General features: G+C 73.8%; 17 protein-coding genes. 12 read left to right on the top strand and 5 right to left on the bottom strand.

Annotated features, from left to right (window positions below; translation table 11 throughout):
* Window positions 1-9: 9 nt before the first annotated feature.
* Complete coding sequence (locus OO57_RS11515) at window positions 10-798, bottom strand: NAD(P)-dependent oxidoreductase (RefSeq protein WP_033252331.1); 789 nt, start codon at window positions 796-798, stop codon at window positions 10-12.
* 65 nt (window positions 799-863) lie between these two features.
* On the opposite strand from OO57_RS11515, the gene OO57_RS11510 reads away from it, so the two are divergent.
* Complete coding sequence (locus tag OO57_RS11510) at window positions 864-1,775, top strand: LysR family transcriptional regulator (RefSeq protein WP_033252284.1); 912 nt, start codon at window positions 864-866, stop codon at window positions 1,773-1,775.
* Window positions 1,776-1,809: 34 nt separating this feature from the next.
* On the opposite strand, the gene OO57_RS11505 is transcribed toward OO57_RS11510, so the two are convergent.
* Window positions 1,810-2,298, bottom strand: coding sequence for a hypothetical protein (locus OO57_RS11505; protein ID WP_030457827.1), 489 nt, complete (start codon window positions 2,296-2,298; stop codon window positions 1,810-1,812).
* 366 nt (window positions 2,299-2,664) lie between these two features.
* On the opposite strand from OO57_RS11505, the gene hemL reads away from it, so the two are divergent.
* The 7 genes from hemL to OO57_RS11470 all read left to right on the top strand — a co-directional run bounded on the left by hemL (window position 2,665) and on the right by OO57_RS11470 (window position 9,685).
* Entirely contained in the window at window positions 2,665-4,008 is a 1,344-nt protein-coding gene (gene hemL / locus OO57_RS11500; protein ID WP_051777275.1) for a glutamate-1-semialdehyde 2,1-aminomutase, read from the top strand.
* The gene (locus OO57_RS11495) at window positions 4,005-4,706 is read left to right on the top strand and encodes a histidine phosphatase family protein (protein ID WP_033252282.1); all 702 of its coding nucleotides are present in this window, start codon (window positions 4,005-4,007) and stop codon (window positions 4,704-4,706) included. The genes hemL and OO57_RS11495 overlap by 4 nt, the downstream gene beginning before the upstream one ends.
* 152 nt (window positions 4,707-4,858) lie before the next feature.
* Complete coding sequence (locus tag OO57_RS11490) at window positions 4,859-5,458, top strand: TlpA family protein disulfide reductase (RefSeq protein ID WP_033252281.1); 600 nt, start codon at window positions 4,859-4,861, stop codon at window positions 5,456-5,458.
* The gene (locus tag OO57_RS11485) at window positions 5,455-6,234 is read left to right on the top strand and encodes a cytochrome c biogenesis CcdA family protein (protein ID WP_033252280.1); all 780 of its coding nucleotides are present in this window, start codon (window positions 5,455-5,457) and stop codon (window positions 6,232-6,234) included. The genes OO57_RS11490 and OO57_RS11485 overlap by 4 nt, the downstream gene beginning before the upstream one ends.
* Window positions 6,235-6,236: 2 nt before the next feature.
* On the top strand, window positions 6,237-8,084 hold the full coding sequence (gene resB / locus OO57_RS11480; protein WP_033252279.1) for a cytochrome c biogenesis protein ResB: 1,848 nt from the start codon (window positions 6,237-6,239) through the stop codon (window positions 8,082-8,084).
* Window positions 8,085-8,087: 3 nt separating this feature from the next.
* A complete protein-coding gene (ccsB, locus tag OO57_RS11475; RefSeq protein WP_033252278.1) occupies window positions 8,088-9,209 on the top strand; it encodes a c-type cytochrome biogenesis protein CcsB in 1,122 nt (373 codons plus the stop codon).
* Window positions 9,210-9,280: 71 nt separating this feature from the next.
* On the top strand, window positions 9,281-9,685 hold the full coding sequence (locus tag OO57_RS11470; RefSeq protein ID WP_033252277.1) for a hypothetical protein: 405 nt from the start codon (window positions 9,281-9,283) through the stop codon (window positions 9,683-9,685).
* A gap of 57 nt (window positions 9,686-9,742) precedes the next feature.
* On the opposite strand, the gene OO57_RS11465 is transcribed toward OO57_RS11470, so the two are convergent.
* The 3 genes from OO57_RS11465 to OO57_RS11455 form a co-directional block, all read right to left on the bottom strand.
* A complete protein-coding gene (locus tag OO57_RS11465; RefSeq protein ID WP_033252276.1) occupies window positions 9,743-9,943 on the bottom strand; it encodes an acyl-CoA carboxylase epsilon subunit in 201 nt (66 codons plus the stop codon).
* Window positions 9,944-10,000: 57 nt separating this feature from the next.
* Window positions 10,001-11,593, bottom strand: a complete 1,593-nt coding sequence (locus OO57_RS11460) for an acyl-CoA carboxylase subunit beta (protein WP_033252330.1) — start codon at window positions 11,591-11,593, stop codon at window positions 10,001-10,003.
* Between the two features lie 351 nt (window positions 11,594-11,944).
* Window positions 11,945-12,364, bottom strand: coding sequence for a PLD nuclease N-terminal domain-containing protein (locus tag OO57_RS11455; protein WP_033252275.1), 420 nt, complete (start codon window positions 12,362-12,364; stop codon window positions 11,945-11,947).
* A 75-nt stretch (window positions 12,365-12,439) separates the two neighbouring features.
* Between OO57_RS11455 and OO57_RS11450 the strand changes: the two genes are divergently transcribed.
* The 4 genes from OO57_RS11450 to OO57_RS11435 all read left to right on the top strand — a co-directional run.
* Entirely contained in the window at window positions 12,440-13,897 is a 1,458-nt protein-coding gene (locus OO57_RS11450) for a menaquinone biosynthesis decarboxylase (RefSeq protein WP_033252274.1), read from the top strand.
* Window positions 13,897-14,799, top strand: coding sequence for a menaquinone biosynthesis prenyltransferase MqnP (gene mqnP / locus OO57_RS11445; protein ID WP_033252273.1), 903 nt, complete (start codon window positions 13,897-13,899; stop codon window positions 14,797-14,799). Before OO57_RS11450 ends, mqnP begins: the two co-directional genes overlap by 1 nt.
* A 101-nt stretch (window positions 14,800-14,900) precedes the next feature.
* Complete coding sequence (locus tag OO57_RS11440; protein WP_033252272.1) at window positions 14,901-16,601, top strand: RNA ligase family protein; 1,701 nt, start codon at window positions 14,901-14,903, stop codon at window positions 16,599-16,601.
* Window positions 16,601-19,118, top strand: a 2,518-nt coding sequence (locus OO57_RS11435) for a poly(A) polymerase (RefSeq protein WP_033252271.1), incomplete at its 3' end; no start/stop codon positions are given. The genes OO57_RS11440 and OO57_RS11435, both read left to right, overlap by 1 nt.

Raw genomic sequence — 19,118 nt, 5'->3', positions numbered from 1 at the left:
CTCCGAGCCCTACCCCGCCGCCGTCGCGAGGTCGAGCTCGGCGCGGGCGGGGTCGGCGCACAGGGGGGCCAGGGCGGCGAGGGCGGCGGTGAAGACGGGGCCGCCGTCGGCGAGGGCGAGGTCCTTGGCGGCGAGGCGGACCGGGAAGTCCGCGTCGGTGCTGTCGATCCGGGCCATCACGCCCGCCAGCGGGCCCGCGGCCAGGGCGTGGCGGGCCCGGGCGGCGGGGACGCCGAGGCGGTCGGCGACGGCCAGGGCCTCGCCGACCGCGGTCACGGCGGTGACGATCGCGCCCATCATGACGAGCTTGAGCGCCGCGCCCGCGCCGGGCCCGCCGCAGCGGACCACCCGGCCGAAGTGCGCCAGCAGGGGTTCCGCCCGGTCCAGGGCCTGGTCCGCGCCGCCCGCGTAGACGACCAGCGAGCCGGTGGCGGCCGCGGTGACGCTGCCGAGCACCGGGGCGTCCACCAGGTCGACGCCGTACGGGAGTTGCGCGTGCTGCTCGGCGACGGCCGCCGGGCCGATCGAGGACATGTCGATCCACAGGGTGCCCGGGGCGAGCGCGGGGCGGAACCGGTCCGCGACCTCGGCGACCGCCGCCGGGTCGGACAGCATGGTCACCACCACGCCCGCGCCGCGCACCGCTTCTTCCGGTGAGGCCGCCCCGGTGAGGCCCGCCGCCCGGCCGGAGGTCCGGTTCCAGACCACCAACTCCTTTGCCGCACCGCTCAGTCGGCGGGCCAGCGGAAGTCCCATCCGGCCCAGCCCCAGCACTGCCACCCGCTCCGTGATCTCCATGCCGACCACGCTAGGCGCGGACCAGGCAGGCGACAAGCGAATGTCCGGCATGGTAGCCATGCGGGATGGACATGGTTTGGCTGGAGGTCTTCCGCACCGCGGCCCGGCTCGGCTCGTTCACCGCGGCGGGCGGGCAGCTGGGGTGGACGCAGTCCGCGATCTCCCGCCAGATCGCCGCGCTGGAGGGCGAGTTGGGCGTCCAGCTGTTCGACCGGCTGCCCCGCGGGGTGGCCCTGACCGAGCACGGGCGGACGCTGCTGCCGCACGCCGAGGCGCTGCTGGACCGGCTCGACGGCACCCGGCGCGACCTCGCCGCGCTGACCGGGCTGGCCGCCGGGCGGCTCCGGCTGGGGGCCTTCGACAGCGCCAACGCCGCACTCGTCCCGGCCGCGCTGGCCGCCTTCCGGTCCGCCCACCCGGCGGTCGCGCCGACCCTCACCGAGGGGCTCTCCGGGGCGCTGCTCGACCTGCTCGCGGACGGGGCGATCGACCTCGCGCTGGTCACCGCCTACCCGGAACACCCGTACGACACCGAGCGGTTCGAGCTGCACCGGCTGGTCGACGACCCCGTCCTGGTGGCCGTCCCGCGCACCCACCCGCTGGCCCGGCGCCGCCGCCTGCGGCTGGCCGAGCTGGCCGGGGAGCCGTGGATCGCCGCCAGCCGCCACCCCGGGGCGACCCTGCTGGCGGCCTGCGTGCGCAACGGCTTCCAGCCGCGGGTGGAGTACGAGGTGGCGGGCTGGACGGCCAAACTGGGCCTGGTGGCGGCCGGGTTGGGCATCACGCTGATCCCCTCGCTGGCCGCCCGGGCGGCCCGGCCCGACCTGGCGCTCGTCCCGCTGCACCCGGAGGACACCCCCGTCCGCCACGTCCACACCGCGACCCGTCGCGGCCACCTGCCCGCCCCGGCCGTGGCCGCCTTCCTGCCCTTCCTGCGCGCGGCGGCCGGGGGAGGGACGGCAGCGGCCGCCGGGTGAAACTTCCACGCGGCGGCCGGGGGAGCGGCGGAGGTCAGGGCCAGACCAGGCAGTACAGCTGGTGGCCGGCCTCGTGCAGGCGGTTGGCGAAGTCCTGCCACTCGTGCAGCATCTGGTAGATGACGAAGGCGTCCCGCGGGCCGCGGCGGTCGGGGACGGTGGACCAGATGAAGGCGGCGGCGCCGAGCTCGGTCTCGTCGGCCTTGCGGAGCGGTTCGACGACGGTGTGCGGGAGCTGGACGACCGCGTAGTCGGGGTGCAGGACGACCAGTTCGAGCGGGGGGACGTGGTGCAGCGGGACGCCCTGGATGCCGGTGAGGACCATCGCGCTCATCGTCTCGGGCTTGATCTTGGTGGAGAGGTGGCCGCCCGCGGAGCCGCTGGTCTCCATCAGGTCGCCGAGCCGGCCGAGGGCGCCGAGCTCCCCGGCGTCGAGGCCGAGGCCGCCGGGACCGAGTGCGGTGGGAACCCTGGCGGCGGTCGCGCGGTCCGGAGCGCCGAAGTACTTGTAGGTGACCCCCACTCTGCCCTCGCCCCTCCTTCCCCTGCCGGTTCCCGTACCCCCGCCGGTCTCGCCGGGCCGGCGGCTGCGCCCCCCGGCCTCGTCGAAACCGTCCTGCCTCTCGGACACTGGACCATCCTCACCGGAACTCGCCGGAATCGACAGACCTTCGCACGTGCGGGGTCCCTCCCGAACATGCCCCTTACCCGCCTGTCGGCGTGCTACACGAGCGCGCGTCACCCGACCTTACCTTTGGCACAGCCAGTGAGGGGAGCAGCACACGGATCATCGTTCCAGATGATCGGGCCCGACATGCAGAACGCCAGGACACGATTTGAGACCATGTGCGGGTAAGAGCGGTTCCCGGCCGCTCCCAGCACCCAACGGATGAGCGAGCAGATGAGCTACCCGTACGAAGCCCCCCAGTCCCAGTCGCTGTTCGACCGCGCGCTGGCCGTCACCCCCGGCGGTGTCAACTCGCCGGTGCGCGCCTTCCGCGCGGTCGGCGGCACGCCCCGCTTCATGGTGTCCGGCACCGGCCCGTACCTGACCGACGCGGACGGCCGCGAGTACGTGGACCTGGTCTGCTCCTGGGGCCCGATGCTGCTCGGCCACGCCCACCCGGCGGTGGTCGAGGCGGTGCAGCGGGCGGTGGCCCTCGGCACCTCGTTCGGGACGCCCGGGCAGGGCGAGGTGGAGCTGGCCGAGGAGATCGTCGCCCGGATCGCGCCGGTCGAGCAGGTCCGCCTGGTGTCCAGCGGCACCGAGGCGACCATGTCGGCGATCCGGCTGGCCCGCGGCTTCACCGGCCGCGCGAAGGTGGTGAAGTTCGCCGGCTGCTACCACGGCCACGTGGACGCGCTGCTGGCCGCCGCCGGTTCCGGCGTCGCCACCTTCGGCCTGCCGGACACCCCGGGCGTGACCGGCGCCCAGGCCGGCGACACCATCGTGCTCCCGTACAACGACCTGGACGCGGTGCGCGCCGCGTTCGCCGCCCACCCCGGCGAGATCGCCTGCGTGATCACCGAGGCCTCGCCCGGCAACATGGGCGTCGTCCCGCCGCTGCCCGGCTTCAACCGCGGCCTGGCCGAGCTCTGCCGGGCCGACGGCGCGCTGTTCGTCTCCGACGAGGTGATGACCGGCTTCCGGGTCTCCAAGGCGGGCTGGTACGGCCTGGAGGCGGCGCAGGAGGGCTGGGCGCCGGACCTGCTGACCTTCGGCAAGGTGATGGGCGGCGGCTTCCCCGCCGCGGCCTTCGGCGGCCGCGCCGACGTGATGGCGCAGCTGGCCCCGGCCGGCCCGGTCTACCAGGCGGGCACCCTCTCCGGGAACCCGATCGCCACCGCCGCGGGCCTGGCCCAGCTGCGGCACTGCACCGACGAGGCGTACGCGGCCGTGGACCGGGCCGCCGCCGAGGTGTCCGGACTGGTCACCGCGGCGCTCGCCAAGGAGGGCGTGGCGCACCGGCTGCAGACCGCGGGCAACATGTTCTCGGTCTTCTTCACCGAGCAGCAGGTCACCAACTACGACGAGGCGCGCACCCAGCAGGCGTTCCGCTTCAACTCCTTCTTCCACTCGATGCTGAGCCAGGGCGTCTACCTGCCGCCGTCGGCCTACGAGTCCTGGTTCGTCTCGGCCGCGCACGACGAGCGCGCGGTCGAGCGGATCGCCGCCGCCCTGCCCGCCGCCGCCCGCGCCGCCGCCGAGGCCACCGAGGAGACCGCCAAGTGAGCGAGAACACCAGCGAGAACAGCAAGGACGTCACCGTCGTCCACGTGATGCGGCACGGCGAGGTGCACAACCCGGAGGGCGTGCTCTACGGCCGCCTCCCGGACTACCACCTCTCCGAGCTGGGCCGACAGATGGCCGAGCGGGTGGCCGAGCACCTCCAGGACCGGGACGTCACGTACGTGGTGGCCTCGCCGCTGGAGCGGGCGCAGGAGACCGCCGAGCCGATCGCCAAGGCGCACGGCCTGCAGGTGGCGGCCGACCCGCGGCTGATCGAGGCGGAGAACGTCTTCGAGGGCAAGACCTTCGGCGTCGGCGACGGCTCGCTGCGCAACCCCGGGTACTGGAAGCACCTGACCAACCCGTTCAAGCCGTCCTGGGGCGAGCCGTACATCGACCAGGTGGTGCGGATGATGGGCGCGATCGCGGCGGCCAGGGACGCGGCGCGCGGGCACGAGGCGGTGTGCGTCAGCCACCAGCTGCCGATCTGGATCCTGCGCTCGTTCGCGGAGCGGCGCCGGCTGTGGCACGACCCGCGCCGCCGGCAGTGCTCGCTGGCCTCGCTGACCAGCTTCACCTACGAGGGCGACCGGATCGTCTCGATCGGCTACCGCGAGCCGGCCCGGGACCTGCTGCCCGCGCACCTGGTGGGCGGGGGCAAGAAGGGCGACAAGCCGGTCGGGAAGAGCTTCGGGGCGTAGCTCACACCCGGCCCCTCCCGGGTAAGCCCGGCGGGCGGCGGTATGCCCGAATTAAGACGATCATAAGAGATAAACGCGCAGGTCAAGGGGGGTCCGTCCGACAAGGCCGGACCCCCCTAAAACGGGCCGAAGAGCCATGCGAAACTTTTCACATGTCACGGACGTCCAGCCGCCGCATCCGCTTCACCGCCGCTCTCGGCGCGGCCTCCGCCCTGGCTCTCGCCGGGTGCTCCAGCTCCGCCTCCGGCGGCGGCGACAGCGGTGTCGGCTTCGTCACCGGCAAGGGCGGCTTCGCCACCGCCGGCCCCGCCGAGCGGGTCGCCGCCCCCGACATCACCGGCACCTCGCTGGACGGCAGCGGCACCCTCAAGCTCTCCGACTACCGCGGCAAGGTGGTCGTCCTCAACATCTGGGGCTCCTGGTGCAGCCCCTGCCGGGCCGAGGCCAAGGGCCTCCAGGAGGCCAGCGAGAAGTACGGCGACCGGGTGCAGTTCCTCGGCATCAACACCCGGGACACCGACCCGGCCAACGCCGTCGCGTTCGAGCGGAACTTCGGGGTGACCTACCCGAGCATCTACGACCCGGACGGCGCCGAGATCCTCAAGTTCCCCAAGGGCAGCCTCAACCCGCAGTCCATCCCGACCACCATCGTGGTCGACCAGGACGGGAAGCTGGCCGCCCGGGCGATGCGCGCGATGTCCACCGAGGACCTGCAGAAGATGGTCGACCCGGTGCTGGCGGAGTCGAAGTGAGCACCCTGCTGGCGGCCGCCGACGTCGGGTACAACGAGACGGTCGGCAGCGGCGCGCTGGTGCTCGCGCTGCCGATCGCGCTGGCCGCCGGGCTGGTCTCGTTCTTCTCGCCGTGCGTGCTGCCACTGGTGCCCGGCTACCTCAGCTACGTCACCGGCTTCTCCGCCGCCGACCTCTCCGACGCCAAGGGCGCCCGGCGCGGCCGGATGCTGCTCGGCTCGCTGCTGTTCGTGCTCGGCTTCGCCGCCGTGTTCGTCTCCGGCGGCGCCCTGTTCGGCTCCTTCGGCAGCAGCCTGCTGGAGCACCGGCGGTTCATCTCGGTCGTGATGGGCCTGCTCACCGTGCTGATGGGCCTGGCCTTCATGGGCCTGCTGCCCGGCTTCACCGTGCGCGAGCTGCGCTCGCACCGCCGCCCCGCGATCGGCCTGGCCGGTGCCCCGCTGCTCGGCCTGGTGTTCGGCCTCGGCTGGACGCCGTGCATCGGCCCGACCATGGCCGCGATCCAGGGACTGGCCATCGACCAGGCCAGCGCCGGGCGTGGCGCGCTGTTGATGGCCGTCTACTGCCTGGGCCTCGGCGTACCGTTCGTCCTGGCCGCCCTGGCGTTCCGCAAGGCGCTGGGCGCCTTCGGCTGGGTCAAGCAGCACTACCAGTGGGTGATGCGGATCGGCGGCGGCATGCTCGTCGCGGTCGGCCTGGCCCTGGTGACGGGGGTGTGGGACTCGATGGTCAACCAGCTCCAGTACCTCACCCAGAACTTCTCGATCGGAATCTGACCGTGAGCGACACGAAGACCAGCCCCCAGCCGGCCGACGCCGCGGAAGGCCCCGACGCCGAACGGCTCGGCGACGTCGAACGGCTCAGCACCGCACCCGAGGAGAACGACGCCGTCCCGGCCGGGATAGGCGTGCTCGGCTGGCTGCGCTGGTTCTGGCGGCAGCTCACCTCGATGCGGGTCGCGCTGCTGCTGCTGTTCCTGCTCTCGCTGGCGGCGATCCCCGGCTCGCTGGTGCCGCAGGACACCAACGCGTTCAAGGTCGCGGAGTGGAAGAACGCCCACAAGGGCGTCGTCCCGCTCTTCGAGAAGCTCCAACTCTTCGACGTGTACGGCTCGGTGTGGTTCTCCGCGATCTACATCCTGCTGTTCGTCTCGCTGGCGGGCTGCATCCTGCCGCGCACCTGGCAGTTCGTCGGCGTGCTGCGCGCGCAGCCCCCGGCGGCCCCGCGCAACCTGACCCGGATGCCGGTCTACGCGGCCTGGCACACCGACGCCGACCCCGCGGCGGTCAACGCCGCCGCGCACCGGCTGCTGAAGAAGCGCGGCTTCCGGGCCGCGGCCGGCTCCGGCTCGGTGGCCGCCGAGAGGGGCTACCTGCGCGAGGTCGGCAACCTGCTGTTCCACTTCGCGCTGTTCGCCCTGCTGGCCGGCTTCGCCTGGGCCAGCCTGTTCAGCGGCTCCGGCACCAAGATCGTGCTGGAGGGCCAGGGCTACTCCAACACCACCACCCAGCTCGACGACTTCACCGGCTCCGCGTTCTACGGCGTCGACGACCTGGACGCCTTCGGCTTCAAGCTGGACGGCTTCACCGCCGACTTCCAGACCACGGGCCCGGCGGCCGGCACCGCCAAGGAGTTCGTCGCCAACGTCCGCTACTGGGAGGGCGCCGACACCAGCAAGCAGAAGCACGCCCAGATCGAGGTCAACCACCCGCTGGAGGTGGGCGGCACCAAGGTCTTCCTGACCGCGCACGGCTTCGCCCCGGTGGTGACCGTCCGCAACGCCGAGGACGAGGTCGTCTACCGCGGCCCGACGGTGTTCCTGCCGCAGGACTCCAACGTCACCTCGCCCGGCGTGATCAAGGTCAACGACTACGGCACCGGCCCCGACGGCCGGAAGACCCAGCTCGCCCTCAGCGGCATGTTCCTGCCCACCGCCCCGGACGACTTCAACGAGACCGGCCGCCCGGTCTCGGTCTTCCCCGCCGCCGCCAACCCGCGCCTGGTGATCACCGCCTACGTCGGCGACCTGCGCACCGACAGCGGCCTGCCGCAGAACGTGTACGAGCTCGACGACAAGGCGATGACGCAGCTGAAGGTCAACGGCCAGCCCGCCTCCGTCCCGCTCCAGGTCGGCCAGGGCTGGCAGCTGCCCGACGGCTACGGCAGCGTCACCTTCGACGGCTACCAGCAGTGGGCCAACTTCACCGTCTCGCACCGCCCCGGCAACGCGGTCGCGCTGACCGGCGCGGTCTGCGCGATCCTCGGCCTGATCGGCTCGCTGTTCGTCCAACGCCGCCGGATCTGGGTCCGGGCCACCGCCGGGGCCGACGGCCGCACCCTGGTCGAGGTGGCCGGGCTGGGCCGCAGCGAGTCCGCCCGCACCGCCGAGGAGCTCGCCGAGGTCGCCGTCGAGCTGCAGGACGACGCCCCGGCCGCCGCCGACGCCCCGGCCACCGACGGACCCCAGGCCGCCGCCGACGCCCCGGCCACCGACGGACCCCAGGCCGCCGCCGACGCCCCGGCCACCGACGAACCCCCGGGGCCCGACGGCCCCGCCGACGACGCACCCGCCGCAGCCGACTCCCCGGCCGCTGCCGTCCCCACCGCCCCGGAAACCAAGGAGTAGACGGTGCTGCTCGCGCAGGTCGACACCCAGTTGGCCAACCTCTCCAACTACCTCATCTACTCGACGATGACCGTCTACACCCTGGCGATGTTCGCCCAGATCTTCGAGTGGACGTTCGGCGCCAAGGGCGGCGTCGCCGTCCGCTCCGCGCAGCAGAGCACCCTGGCCGAGTCGGTCGCCGAGTCCGCGGCCGCGGCCAAGGGCGTCCGCAAGGTCACCGTCACCGTCGCCTCGCAGGGCGGCGGCACCACGACGCTGACCCGCACCGCCCTCGCCGACGCCGGTGCCACCACCGTCACCAGCGGCCGCGGCGACGGCGGCCCGGCCGACGGCGCCGGCCCGGCCGGGACGAGCGAGAAGGCCGACATGGCCGGCCGCATCGCGGTCTCGCTGACCGTGCTCGGCCTGCTGCTGCACGCCGCCAGCGTGGCCACCCGCGGCCTGTCGGTGATGCGCTGGCCGTGGGGCAACATGTACGAGTTCTCGTGCGCGTTCGCCCTGATGATGGTCGGCGCGTACGTGATCCTGCTCGCCACCAAGAAGAACGTGCGCTGGCTCGGCCTGCCGGTGACGGTGGTCGCGCTGCTGATCCTCGGCGTCGCCGTCGCGGTCCTCTACACCGACTCCGAGCAGCTCGTCCCGGCCCTGCACTCCTACTGGCTCGGCATCCACGTCTCCGCCGCGACCGTCTGCGGCGGCGCCTTCTTCGCGGCGTTCGTCGCCACCGTGGCCTACCTGCTCAAGGACCGCTACGAGCACCGCGTCGCGGCGGGCCTGACCGTCCGCGCCGCCAACCTGATGGAGCGCCTGCCCGCCTCCGGCACGCTGGACAAGCTCTCCTACCGGATCAACGCGATCATCTTCCCGCTCTGGACGTTCACCATCATCGCGGGCGCGATCTGGGCCGAGGTCGCCTGGGGCAAGTACTGGGAGTGGGACCCGAAGGAGACCTGGTCCTTCATCACCTGGGTCGCCTACGCCGCCTACCTGCACGCCCGGGCCACCGCGGGCTGGCGCGGCCGCAAGGCCGCCTACCTGGCGCTGCTCGCCTTCGCCTGCTGGCTGTTCAACTTCTACGGCGTCAACATCTTCATCACCGGCAAGCACTCCTACGCCGGCGTCTGACGCCTCCCCCCGAACCGCCCCGCACCACCCCCACCACCCACGCACCACGAAGCCGCGAGGAGGGCCGCACCATGGAGTGCGACGAGGTCATCATGACCGTCCGAATCACCGCAGCGGAACGCACGCTGCTGCGACGGCTCGCCCAGGGCCATCACAGCGACGTCTCCGAAGTCGTCGCCGACGGGCTGCTGGACGTCCTGCCCACCCTGCACTGCCCGGCCGACGCCCACCGGCTGCTGGCCGCCATCACCACGCCCGCGCCCTGCGCGCTCACCGTCTGGCTCCCCACCGAGCTGGCCGACCTGCTCACCATCGCCACCGCGCGGATCGCCCAGTCCACCGGCGTCCGGCTCGGCTCCTCCTGCATCATGCTCGGGGCCGCGGTGCGCCTGTGGCTGGCCCAGGACCCGCAGCGCCTGGCCGCCAACCTCACCACCATGCACGCCGGCCGTCCGACCGCGCTGGCGGCCGCGTAACGGCCCGGAGAGCCGCGAGGGGCCCGGGACGTCGTCCCGGGCCCCTCGCGCGCGTTCTCAGGCCGCCTGCTGCCAGCTGACCGGCGAGAAGTACGCCGGGCGGCGCTCGATGCGCGACCAGGTCGCGACGGGCTCGACGGCCGGTGCGGCGCCGCCGCAGGCGGCCACCGCGGCCCGCGCGGCCAGGACCGCGGTCAGCGCGGCCAGCTCCTCGGCGCTCAGCGAGCCGCGGACGATGCGGACGAGAGGTTCGCTCATGGTTCCTGTTCTCCCCCAGGCTTGGTACGGAAGGGTTTCGGCGCGGTCGACGGCCGGTTACATCGGCGGGTTGCCGTGCTTGCGGCTGGGCAGGTCGGCGTGCTTGGTGCGGAGCATGGCGAGCGAGGAGGCGAGCACGGCGCGGGTCTCGGCCGGGTCGATGACGTCGTCCACGAGGCCGCGCTCGGCCGCGTAGTACGGGTGCATCAGTTCGCTCTTGTACTCCTTGATCTTCTGCGCGCGGGTCGCCTCGGGGTCCTCGGAGGCGTTGATGTCCCGGCGGAAGATGACGTTCGCGGCGCCCTCGGCGCCCATCACGGCGATCTCGTTGGTCGGCCAGGCGAAGGACAGGTCCGCGCCGATCGAGCGGGAGTCCATCACGATGTACGCGCCGCCGTACGCCTTGCGCAGGATCAGCTGGATCCGCGGCACGGTGGCGTTGCAGTACGCGTACAGCAGCTTCGCGCCGTGCCGGATGATGCCGTCGTGCTCCTGGTCGACACCGGGCAGGAAGCCGGGCACGTCCAGCATGGTGACCAGCGGGATGTTGAAGGCGTCGCACATCTGCACGAAGCGGGCGGCCTTCTCGGAGGCGTTGATGTCCAGCACGCCGGCCAGCGACTGCGGCTGGTTGGCGATGATGCCGACCACGTGGCCGTCGATCCGGGCCAGCGCGCAGATCACGTTGGTGGCCCAGCGCTCGTGGACCTCCAGGAACTCGCCGTGGTCGACGACCTCCTCGATGACCTTGCGCATGTCGTACGGGCGGTTGCCGTCGGCCGGGACGAGGTCGAGCAGCGAGTCGTTGCGCCGCTCCACCGGGTCGTCCGCGGCCACCGAGGGCGGCATCTCCCGGTTGTTCTGCGGCAGCAGCGACAGCAGGTAGCGGACCTCCTCGATGCAGGACTGCTCGTCGTCGTAGACGAAGTGCGAGACGCCGGAGACCGAGGAGTGGACGTCCGCGCCGCCCAGGCCGTTCTGGGTGATCTTCTCGCCGGTGACCGCCTGCACCACGTCCGGGCCGGTGATGAACATCTGCGAGGTCTCGCGGACCATGAACACGAAGTCGGTCAGCGCCGGGCTGTAGGCCGCGCCGCCCGCGCACGGGCCGAGCATCACCGAGATCTGCGGGATCACGCCGGAGGCCCGGGTGTTGCGCTGGAAGATGCCGCCGTAGCCGGCCAGCGCGGTCACGCCCTCCTGGATCCGGGCGCCCGCACCGTCGTTCAGCGAGACCAGCGGCGCACCGGCCGCGATGGCCATGTCCATGATCTTGTGGATCTTCTGCGCGTGGGCCTCGCCCAGCGCACCGCCGAAGATCCGGAAGTCGTGCGCGTAGGTGAACACCGTCCGCCCGTGCACGGTGCCCCAGCCGACGATGACGCCGTCGGTGTGCGGCTTCTTCGCCTCCAGGCCGAAACCCTGGGCCCGGTGCCGCCGCAGCGGCTCCACCTCGCGGAAGGAGCCCTCGTCCAGCAGCAGCTCGATCCGCTCCCGCGCGGTCAGCTTGCCCTTGGCGTGCTGCGCCTCGGTGGCCTTCTCGCTCGGTCCGCGGCGGACCTGCTCGCGCAGCTCGTGCAACTCGGCAACCCGGCTACGGGCATCGGCCTGGGCCTCGCCGCCGACCGGCGCATCGTGCAGGACCGTCATCTCGAACCACTCCAAGCTCGCGTGGGGCAGCGAACACCTCTACTGCTACGACAGTACGAGCCGGGGCGCCCCGCTTTCGGCGTCGAATCCGTACAAGGTCGGGAGCCGATCGCTGTACAGGCTCGACATAGGGGGGCGCACACCCCTACCGCCGGGTCGTTTCCGGCGGGGCAGGGGGAACCCCCCTGCCGGGGGGTGGCGGAGAGGCCGAAAGGGCAGGTCAGCGGCGAGACGGCGGGTGCTCGGAGGCCGCCGGCCCGTCGCGCGCCGACAGGGGCGCACGCGGGCCGACGGCCGGGTGTTCGAGGGCCGGATCAGGTCCGGATGGTAGGGATGCGCCAAAAGGCGGGATCAGGCCCCGGGACGGCCGCCGTCCTCGGGGTGCCCGCCGTCCCGGCGCAGCTCCTCCTCGCGGCGGCGCAGGTCCGCCTCCCACTGCTTGAGCATGTCCTCGTGCTGCTCGTTGCCGCGCTTCAGCGAGGCGAGGAACTCCGGGTCGTCGTCCGGGGCGAGCGGGCGCCGCGGGCGCTCGTGCTCGGGGTACCCGGCGGTCGGACCGGACGGCCAGGGCGCCCGGCCGCGGCGCGCCCCGGTGCGGTCGCGCCCGGCCACCAGCCAGGCGATCGAGCCGACCAGGGGGAAGAACAGCACGATGATCACCCAGACCACCTTGGGCAGGTGGCGGACCTCGTCCTCCGGGGTGGTCAGGCAGTCGATGAACGCCCACACCCACAGGGCCAGCAGCGCCACCACGGGCACGACTCTCAGCACAGCGCAGAACTCCCGGGAAGGTTCGAACAGGACCCTTGGCGGGCTCAGGGTAGCCCGTACCGGATACTGACAGGTATGGCATACGACGATCTCCGTTCCTTCCTCCGGGCGCTGGAGCGGGAGGGCGACCTCAAACGGATCAAGGTCGAGGTCGACCCCTACCTGGAGGTCGGCGAGATCGTCGACCGGGTGCAGAAGGCCAAGGGCCCCGCGCTGCTCTTCGAGAACGTCAAGGGCTCGGCGATGCCGCTGGCCATGAACGTCTTCGGCACCGAGCGGCGGCTGTCCAAGGCGCTCGGCCTCAAGTCGCCCGACGACATCGCCGAGAAGATCGGCGGCCTGCTCAGGCCCGAACTGCCGCAGGGCTTCACCGGCTTCCGGGAGGCGTTCGGCAAGCTCGCCTCGATGGCGCACGTCCCGCCGCGGAACGTGAAGTCCGCCGACGCGCCCGTCCACGAGGTGGTGCTCACCGGCGAGGACGTCGACCTGGAGCAGCTGCCCGCGCTGTTCACCTGGCCGCTGGACGGCGGCTCCTTCTTCAACCTCGGGCTCACCCACACCAAGGACCCGGACTCCGGCGTCCGCAACCTCGGCCTGTACCGGCTGCAGCGGCACGACCGGCGCACCATCGGCATGCACTGGCAGATCCACAAGGACAGCCGCAACCACGCCGCGGTCGCCGCCAAGCGGGGAGAGAGGCTGCCCGTCGCGATCGCCTTCGGCTGCCCGCCCGCCGTCACCTACGCCGCCACCGCGCCGCTGCCCGGCGACATCGACGAGTACCTGTTCGCCGGGTTCGTCGCGGGGGAGCGGGTCCGGATGGTCGACTGCAGGACCGTCCCGCTGCAGGTGCCCGCGGACGCCGAGGTGGTGCTGGAGGGCTGGCTGGAGCCCGGGGAGATGCTCCCCGAGGGCCCGTTCGGCGACCACACCGGCTTCTACACCCCGCAGGAGCCCTTCCCGGCGCTGACCGTCGACTGCGTGACGATGCGCCGCCGCCCGCTGCTGCAGTCCATCGTGGTCGGCCGCCCGCCCACCGAGGACGGGCCGCTCGGCAAGTTCACCGAGCGCTTCTTCCTGCCGCTGCTCAAGGTGATCATCCCGGACATCGTCGACTACGACCTGCCCGAGGCCGGCGGCTTCCACAACTGCGTGATCGTCTCGATCGACAAGAAGTACCCCAAGCACGCGCAGAAGGTCATGCACGCCATCTGGGGCGCCCACATGATGTCGCTGACCAAGCTGATCGTGGTGGTGGACGCCGACTGCGACGTCCACGACTACCAGGAGGTCGCCTGGCGGGCCCTGGGCAACGTCGACTACAGCCGGGACCTCTCGGTCGTCGAAGGCCCGGTCGACCACCTCGACCACGCCTCCTACCAGCAGTTCTGGGGCGGCAAGGCGGGCATCGACGCCACCCGCAAGCTCCCCGAGGAGGGCTACACCCGCGACGGCGGCTGGCCCGAGATGGTCGCCTCCGACCCGGAGACCGCGGCCCGGGTCACCCGCCGCTGGAAGGAGTACGGCCTGTGATGACCACCGCGGACGCGTTCGAGGCCCCGCCGAGCCGGACCAGGGCCTTCCTGCGCCTGGTCGCGATCGAGCACTCGGTCTTCGCGCTGCCCTTCGCCTACACCGCCGCGCTGACCGCGATGTTCCTCGCCGACGGGTCGGTGCACTGGCGCGAACTGCTGCTGGTCACGGTCTGCATGGTCGGCCTGCGCACCTTCGCGATGGCCGCCAACCGGATCATCGACCGCGAGATCGACGCCCGGAACCCGCGCACCGCGGGCCGCGAACTCGTCACCGGCGCCGTCTCGCTGCGCACCGCGTACCTCGGCTCGGCGATCGCGCTGGTGGTCTTCCTCGGCTCGGCGGCGCTGCTCAACCCGCTCTGCCTGCTGCTGGCGCCGGTGGCCGTCGTCCCGATGGTGGTCTACCCGTACGGCAAGCGGTTCACCGACTTCCCGCAGGCGATCCTGGGCCTGGCCCAGGCGATGGGGCCGATCGGCGCCTGGCTGGCCGTCACCGGCAGCTGGTCCTGGGACGCGGTGGTGCTGGGCCTGGCGGTCGGCATCTGGATCGGCGGCTTCGACCTGATCTACGCCTGCCAGGACGTCGCGGCCGACCGCGGCACGGGCGTGCGCTCCGTCCCGGCCCGGTTCGGGGTGCCCGCCGCGATCACCGGCGCCCGGGTCTGCCACGCGGTCACCACCGCGCTGCTGGCCTGGTACGCGGTGCTGACCGACGCGGGCGGCTTCTTCTGGTGCGGGCTGGCGGTGGTGGCGGGCGCGTTCGTCTACGAGCACACCATCGTCAAGCCGCACGACCTGTCGCGGCTGAACCGGGCGTTCTTCTCCACCAACGGGTTCGTGGGCATCTCGCTGTTCGCCTTCGCCCTGATCGACCTGATCAGCCGCGGTCTGACGGTCTGACGGTCCGACTCCCGCACCGACGGGGCCCTGTCCGGCAAGACCGGCCGGACAGGGCCTAATTCGTTGGCCGGGCGGACCGGCCCGTCCCTAGGGTGGCCCGCATGCGCGTCCACTACCCCCGGACCCCGCACCTCCCGTGGTCCCCGGGGGCGGCGGCCGACGACATCCGCAACCGGGACGCCTCCGGCCTGGCCGGCACCGACGTGGTCGTCACCGAGAAGCTCGACGGCGAGAACACCACGCTCTACCCCGACGGCCTGCACGCCCGCTCGCTGGACTCCGCGCACCACCCCTCCCGCGCCTGGGTGAAGGGCCTCCAGGGCCGGATCGGCCCGCGCATCCCGCCCGGCTGGCGGATCTGCGGGGAGAACCTGTACGCCCGGCACTCGCTCGCCTACACCGACCTGGACAGCTGGTTCCACGGCTTCTCGGTCTGGACCGACCGCGACCGCTGCCTCGACTGGGACGCCACCGTCCGCTTCCTGCGCCGCCTCGGCGTGCCCACCCCCCGGGTGCTGTGGCGCGGCCGCTACGACGAGCGGGCGATCCGCGCGCTCGAGCTCGACCCGGACCGCCAGGAGGGCTACGTGGTGCGGACGGCCGCGGGCTTCGACCGGGCCGAGTTCGGCCGCCGGGTCGCCAAGTGGGTGCGCCCGCAGCACGTGCGGACCGACACCCACTGGATGCACGCCGCCGTGGTCGAGAACGGCCTCGGCCCGAACGCCGCGCTCTGGCACGTCCGTTCCGGCGGCGCCCCCGACCCGGCCGCCCTCGCCGCCGCCCTCGGCCCCGGCTTCGACCTCGACCCCGGACTCGACGGCATCACCGCCCGGTTGGACACCCTCGGCCGCACCGGCGACGCCCGGCTCGACGGCGTCCTCGCCCACGCGCTGCGCGCCGCCCGCCGCGAACGGCTGCTGCCCGCCCTCGCCGCACCGCTCGGCCTCCCGCAGGCCCGCCGGGTCGCCGACCTGGTCGGCCTGCACCCGCAGCTCGCCCGGCCGTACCCCGACGAGCAGCGCCGGGCCGGGCTGACCGGCCTCGCCGCCGCCGCCGACCTCGGCGTCCTGCACGCCGTCGCCGCCGAGGCCCACCCCGCCGCCGAGCCGGAGGTCGCCTGGTCCGCCCTGCACGCCGAGGACGCCGGACTGCTCGGCCCCGACCCGTTCGGCCCGCTCCGCACCGGCCTGCGCGAAGCCCTCGCCGACCTCCCGCCGGACGTCCGCGACCGGTGCTGGGCGCAGGCCCGCGAGGCGTACGGCCGCGGCCGGATCAGCACCGCCGAGGAGGCCGTCGCCGCCACCTGGGCCCGGCGCGACGGCCGCTTCCCCCGGCTGCTCCACCTCTGCGGCCCCTCCGGCAGCGGCAAGTCCACGTACGCCGCGACCCGGCCCGGCACCCGGATCAGCCTGGACGAGCTGCGCGCCGCCCGCGGCTCGCGCGCCGAGCAGCGCGACAACCCCGAACTGCTGCGCCGGGGCCTGGCGGCGCTGGAGGCCGCACTCGCGGACGGCGGCACCGCCCTCTGGGACGCCACCTCGCTCAACCGCCACCAGCGCGGCCACGTCCAGGCGGTCGCCGAGCGCCGCGACGCGCTGCTCACCCACGTCGTCACCGTCGTCGACCAGGCCGAACTGCACCGCCGCAACGCCGTCCGCCCGCACCCCGTCCCCGCCGAGGTGCTGACCGCCCAGCTGCACCGCTGGCACCCGCCCTACCCCGGCCAGGCCCACCGCACCTGGTACCTGGACGCCGACGGCACGGTGGCGGCCACCGCCGGGGCCCTGGACGAGGAGGACTGATGCGCCCCATCGAGCAGGTCTGCCAGCGCGTCCGCTGGGACGAGCGCTTCGACCCGGCCCGCTTCACCCTCGGCGTCCGGCAGCGCGACGACCGCACCGAGCGCGTCCCGCTGGAGAGCTTCACCGCCGCCGGGGACGTGCCCTGGCACCGCGTCCGGTACGTCGAGGCCGACGGGCAGGTGGTGTGGGACCGCGACACCGGCACCGACCTGCTCGACACCACCACCGCCGGGCGGCGCACCGACCCGGCCGTGCTGCCCGCGCCGTTCTTCACCCCGAGCACCCCGCACGACTGGCAGCCCGAGCGCGGCTGGCGGCCCGCCGGGGCCCGGCCCGCCCACGGCACCGGGCCGCTGCGCGTCGTCACCTGGAACACCCTGTGGGACCGCTACGACCCCGGGCTGATCCACACCGCCCGCCGCCGCCCGCTGCTGCTCGCCGAACTCGAAGCCGCCGACGCCGACCTGATCGCCCTCCAGGAGGTCGAACCGGCCCTGGTCAAGCTGCTGCTGGCGCAGCGGTGGGTCCAGCGCGGCGGCTACACCCTGGGCGCCGACCCGTTCGGCCGGGAGATCGACGAGCACGGGCTGCTGCTGCTCAGCCGCCTCCCCGTCCAGGAGGCCGGACGGCACGCCCTCGGCCCGCACAAGGCCGTCACCGCCGTCACCGTCCGCACCGGCACCGGCCCGCTCACCGTCGCCGCCATCCACCTCAGCAGCGACCACTCGCCCGACGGCGCCGCCCGCCGCACCGCCGAACTCGCCGCCCTCGCCGAGGGTTTCGCCGCCGTCGAGGGCGACCTGCTGGTGCTCGGCGACTTCAACGACGGCACCGGGGCGCCCGCCACCGCCCTCGGCCTGCGCGACACCTGGACCGAGGTGCACGGCCCCGGGGACCGCACCCCCACCTTCGACCCCGCCGCCAACCCGCTCGCCGCCGTCTCCTCGCTCACCGGCCGGTCCGGCCGCCTCGACCGCGTCCTGCTCCGCCCCGGCCGGGCCCGCACCACGGCCGCCCGCCTGCTCGGCCACCGCCCCGACCCCGACGGCCTGCACCCCTCCGACCACTACGGCCTCGCCGTCGACCTCGACCTCGCCCCCGCCGACGGCCTGCTCGACGCCCCCACCACCGCCCGCACCGCCGTCGCCTGGCTGCCGCCCGCCCACCTGTGGCCGCCGATCCAGCGCCTGCGCGCCCGGCACGACCCGGCGTACGACCGCTGGCCGCCGCACGTCACCCTGCTGCCCGCCTTCGTCGCCGAGCACGAGTTCGACCGGGCGCTGCCGCTGCTCGCCGAAGCCGCCGCCGAAGTCCCGCCCTTCCGCACGGAGTTGGCGGGCGTACGGACCTTCGGGCAGCCCGGCGCCGACACCCGCTGGCTCGACCCGGCCGTGGGGGCCACCGCCCGCTGGACGGTCCTCCACCAGGCCCTGCAACGCCGCTTCCCGCAGTGCCGCACCCGCGAGGGCGGCTACCGGCCGCACCTCACCCTCGGCCGCGGCGACTTCCCGGCCGGCGACTTCCCGACCGGCGAGCCGGCGCCGGTGACGGCCGAGGTCGGCGAACTCGTGCTGCTCTCCCGGCGCGGCGACGGGCCGATGACCCCGCGCGCCCTCGTCGCCCTCGGCACCGGCGCGGTCCGCGAGCTCCCCGAGCCGTCCGCGCCCGCCGTCCGCGCCGAACCCTCCGGCGACGCCGCCGAGTTGACCGCCCGGATCGTCGCCGTCCTGCCCGGCGAGACCCACCTCGTCGGCTCCCGCCGGATGCGCTGCCACGCGCCCGGCGCCGACCTCGACCTGGTGGCGCTGCTCCCCGGCCCCGTCCGACCGGCCGTGATCGCCCGGCAGTTGACGGACGCCCTGCCCGCGGCCCGGAACGTCCGGGAAGTCCACGGCGCCCGCGTCCCCGGCCTGCGGCTGGACGTCGCGGGCCTCGCCGTCGACCTGGTGCTCGCCCCCGCCGACGACTGCGCGGTCGCGTACAGCGCCGTCACCGACGCCGAGGCGGTGCTGGCCGCCGTCGGCCCCCGCCACGCGGCCTTCGCCGCCCTCGCCCGCCGGGTCAGGGCCTGGGCGTCCGCCCGCGGCCTGGTCTCCGCACCCTTCGGCCAACTCCCGTCCCTCGCCTGGACGGTGCTCGCCGCCCGGACCGTCACCGAGACCACCGACGAGGACCCGGCCGCCCTGTTCCGGCACTTCACCGAGACCTGGGCCGCCTGGGACTGGCGCCACCCCGTCACCCTGCACGGCGGCCCCGCCGCCCCGCACCCCGACCCCGTCACCGTCCTCACCCCTACCGCCCCCGTCCGCAGCTGCACCGCCCAGGTCGGCCCCGGCACCTGCGACCTGCTCACCGAAGAGCTCTACCGCGCCTGGGAACTCGGCCCCGACCACCCCGAACTGCTCGCCCCGCCCCCGCTGCACCGCCGCCACGCCGCCTGGCTCCTGCTCACCCCCGCCCCCGACCGGCTCGGCCCCACCCGCGGCCGCCTGCGCACCCTCCTCACCGCCCTCGAAC

Source organism: Kitasatospora phosalacinea (assembly GCF_000717185.1).
In the GTDB taxonomy this organism is placed as follows: Bacteria; Actinomycetota; Actinomycetes; order Streptomycetales; family Streptomycetaceae; genus Kitasatospora; species Kitasatospora phosalacinea_A.
This window is presented reverse-complemented; position numbering and strand designations above follow the sequence as displayed.